The sequence below is a fragment of the Burkholderia sp. Ac-20384 genome, assembly GCF_017104605.1.
Taxonomy (GTDB): Bacteria; Pseudomonadota; Gammaproteobacteria; order Burkholderiales; family Burkholderiaceae; genus Burkholderia; species Burkholderia lata.
The window spans coordinates 1-3,395 of record NZ_JAAGPE010000533.1 but is presented as its reverse complement, the minus strand read 5'-3'; the positions used below and the strand labels follow the sequence as shown (position 1 = coordinate 3,395).

Sequence of the window (3,395 nt, the reverse complement as noted above, 5' to 3'; positions counted from 1 at the left end):
GTCACGGCCGAGCCGCTCGCGGCGTCCGCGCCCTGACGGCGCCAGGCGGCGCTCAGGGCTGCTGCGCGCGCACCTTCTTCAGCAACGCGGTGGTCGAGCGATCGTGCTCGAACGGAATCGCCAGCGCGCGGCCACCCCAGCCACGCACCAATGCCGACTCCGGCAACGCATCCATGTCGTAGTCGCCGCCCTTCACGAGAATGTCCGGCCGGACGGCCTCGATCAGCGACACGGGCGTCTTTTCCTCGAACGTCACGACCCAGTCGACGCTTTCCAGCGCCGCGAGCAGCGCCGCGCGATCTTCCTGGCGATTGATCGGCCGGTCGTCGCCCTTGCCGAGCATGCGTACCGACGCGTCGCTGTTCACCCCGACGATCAGGCATGCGCCGAGCGCTTTCGCGTCGGCGAGATACGTGACGTGGCCGCGATGCAGGATGTCGAATACGCCGTTGGTGAACACGACGGGTGACGGCAGCGACGCGCGCAGGGCGACGAGGGCATCACGGGTGATCAGCTTGCGTTCGAAGGTGGCGGACATGATGGAAGTCGGACGGAATGGGCAACGGCGCGCGCGGCGGCGGCGCCAGATAAAAAGCCCGCCGGACTGACCGGGCGGGCTTCATGCAACGGGTACGACATCGCGCGACGCGGCCGGCGCGATTCACGCCGGCTGCGGCACCAACCGGCCTCAGGCCGGCTGCGCGGCCGACGACGGGCCGCTTTCGGCCTGCAGGCGGCCGGTGACTTCCTTGCGGTAGCGGTTCAGCTCCTGCGCGGTCGCGAACGTGCGCTCGAACAGGATCGACAGGTTGTGCAGGATCCGCTCGACAACCTTCTTTTCCCACTCGCCGTCGAAACGGATCTGCTCGTCGAGCCAGCGCTCGAGCCATTCCGGATCGGGCAGGCGCGACTGCACGGTGTCGCGCGGGAACAGCGCCTGGTTCACGTGCAGGTTGGTCGGGTGCAGCGGCTTCTCGGTGCGGCGCGCCGACGCCATCAGCACGCCGATCTTCGCGAACGCGGCACGTGCGACGTCGCCGCAGTTGTTCAGCGCCTTCTTCATGTAGCGCAGGTATGCGCCGCCGTGGCGTGCTTCATCGCGCGAGATCGTTTCGTAGATCTGCTTGATGACCGGCTCGGTGTGCCAGTCGGCCGCGCAACGGTACCAGTGGTTCAGGCGGATCTCGCCGCAGAAGTGCAGCATCAGCGTCTCGAGCGGCGGCGCCGGGTCGAACTGGAAGCGCACCGCGTGCAGTTCCTCTTCGGTCGGCACCATTTCCGGCTTGAAGCGGCGCAGGTATTCCATCAGCACGAGCGAATGCTTCTGCTCTTCAAAGAACCACACGCTCATGAACGCGGAAAAGTCGCTGTCGTGCTGGTTGTCGCGCAGGAACATTTCCGTCGCGGGCAGCGCCGACCATTCGGTGATCGCGTTCATCTTGATCGTCTTCGCCTGCTCGTCGGTGAGCAGCGAAGCGTCGAACTTGTCCCACGGAATGTCCTTCTCCATGTCCCAGCGGACGGCTTCGAGCGATCGGTAAAGTTCCGGATAAAGCATCGTGTTCATGATGGTCCCACCCCTGTTCTGCGCAATGCGACTTCTCTAAACGTGACTGTTGCCGCGCAAGCACGCCCGAGCGCGCTTTTTGCAGCCAAGACTCTAATTTTACGCGGGAAACCGGCCCGCCGGACGGTGATTCCTCGTCCGGCAGCCGGGCGGCCGCGCCGCCGCTGTTGCAGCATGCCGCAGCCACGCTCCGCGAACGGAACCGGCTGCACGCTTGCCTGAGTGGGGGCCGGCGCTGGCCGGCTCGTTGGCGCGCCCGTCCCCTGCCCCAGGCGGGTTCCCCGAAAGGTCCCGTGCGGATGCCGGATCGGCGGGCTGCTCGATATGGTGTATACGGCGGCGGCCATGATATCACGCGTGCATGACGGTTCCGAGACGCCCGGCCGGTCGTGCGCCGCCAATCGCGGTGCGGCGATCGGTCGCGGCCGACCGTCGCGAAAACGCAACCTTACATTCCCTGTACGCATCAGACCCGTATTTCGCCGGTCGAGAGGCCGTCTTCCGGCGGCATGCCGGCAGCCGGCGCGCTGCCGCCGTCCGCCAGCGCAATCCAGGCGGCCAGCGTGTCGCGCTGCGCGCGCCCGTCGCGGTAGCCGAGCTCGATCAGTTCGCGCGTGAACGCTTCCTCGAACAGCAGGTAGCTCGCGAACGACGCGCCGGCCGGCTGGCTGCCGCCGATCGCGCCGAGCAGCCCGCGCATCGTGGCCGGCATCTGCTTCAGGTGCTTCGCGGCGATCAGCTCGATGCGCTCGGACGGCGCGATCGCGAGCACGTCGACGTGCCGCCAGCCGCTGTCCACCTCGACCTGGTGCGGCAGGTGCTCGATCATCCGGTTGATGTGCTCGATGCGCTCGATGTCCGAGCCGATCGAGTCGAGGAACACGCTCGCGAGCACCTGCTGGCCGATCTGCGCGAGCGTCGGGTAGCCGCGTACCAGCCCGGTGCCGTTCGCGGCCGGAATCTCGGGCCGCGGGTCGGCCGCGCCGATCACGACGATCCGGTCCGCGCCGAAGTGGATCGCCGGCGACAGCGGCGCGATCTGCCGGATCGACCCGTCGCCGAAGTATTCGATCTGCCCGTCGAGCACGAGCGGCACGGCCGGGAACACGAACGGAATCGCCGACGACGCGAGCAGGTGCGACGCCGACAGGTCGACGAGCCGCGCGGTGCGCTGCGCGCGCCGCCATGCCTGGATCGGCTGGGCCGCCTGGTAGAACGTGAGGTGCCGCCCGCTCGAATAGCTGAGCGCCGTCACCGAAAGCGCGTGCAGCAGGCGCGCCTCGAGCATCTGTTCGATCCGGTGGAAACTCAGCTCGCGCTGCAGCAGGTGCGCGAGCGGCGCGTTGTCGAGCAACCCGCGCGGCGAACGGCGGGCCGCCCAGCCGAAGGTCATCGCCGCGAGCCAGCGTGCGCCGGCGGCCGCGATGCCGAGCCAGTCGGTGCGATACACGTAATCGGCGCGCAACGGCTCCCAGAATTCGAGCAGGCGCCGCACGCCGTGGGAAAAGTCGTCCGCGTGGCTCGCGATCGACGTCGCGTTGATCGCGCCGGCCGACGAGCCGCACACGACCGCGAACGGCAGCGTGTGCCGCTGCGGATCGGCCTCGCGCGCGATCTCGGCCAGCGCCTTCAGCACGCCGACCTGATAGGCGGCACGTGCGCCACCTCCCATCAGAACGAGCGCGAGCCGCATGATCGACCTGCTACCTGCGCCGCGTCACGTCGAGCGCTTCGGCGGACGGGTTTCGGGCGACGACGCGGCGGCCGCGCGCGCCGCGGCCGAACCGGCTGCACCGGTCGACTTCGCGCGCTTCGCGGCGGGCTTGCG

General features: G+C 68.6%; 3 protein-coding genes. All 3 read right to left on the bottom strand.

Annotation, left to right across the window (positions count from 1 at the left end; genetic code table 11):
• Nucleotides 1-52: 52 nt before the first annotated feature.
• Complete coding sequence (gene rfaE2, locus G3O00_RS41225) at nucleotides 53-538, bottom strand: D-glycero-beta-D-manno-heptose 1-phosphate adenylyltransferase (protein ID WP_011353351.1); 486 nt, start codon at nucleotides 536-538, stop codon at nucleotides 53-55.
• A gap of 150 nt (nucleotides 539-688) precedes the next feature.
• Entirely contained in the window at nucleotides 689-1,567 is an 879-nt protein-coding gene (locus tag G3O00_RS41220) for a diiron oxygenase (protein ID WP_011353352.1), read from the bottom strand.
• A 466-nt stretch (nucleotides 1,568-2,033) separates the two neighbouring features.
• Nucleotides 2,034-3,260, bottom strand: coding sequence for a patatin-like phospholipase family protein (locus G3O00_RS41215; RefSeq protein ID WP_206146439.1), 1,227 nt, complete (start codon nucleotides 3,258-3,260; stop codon nucleotides 2,034-2,036).
• Between the last annotated feature and the right edge of the window lie 135 nt (nucleotides 3,261-3,395).

Excerpts from the sequence above, each read along its gene's own strand:
- rfaE2 (WP_011353351.1), bottom strand. The coding sequence starts at position 538 with ATGTCCGCCACCTTCGAACGCAAGCTGATCACCCGTGATGCCCTCGTC.
- G3O00_RS41220 (WP_011353352.1), bottom strand. The coding sequence starts at position 1,567 with ATGAACACGATGCTTTATCCGGAACTTTACCGATCGCTCGAAGCCGTC.
- G3O00_RS41215 (WP_206146439.1), bottom strand. The coding sequence starts at position 3,260 with ATGCGGCTCGCGCTCGTTCTGATGGGAGGTGGCGCACGTGCCGCCTAT.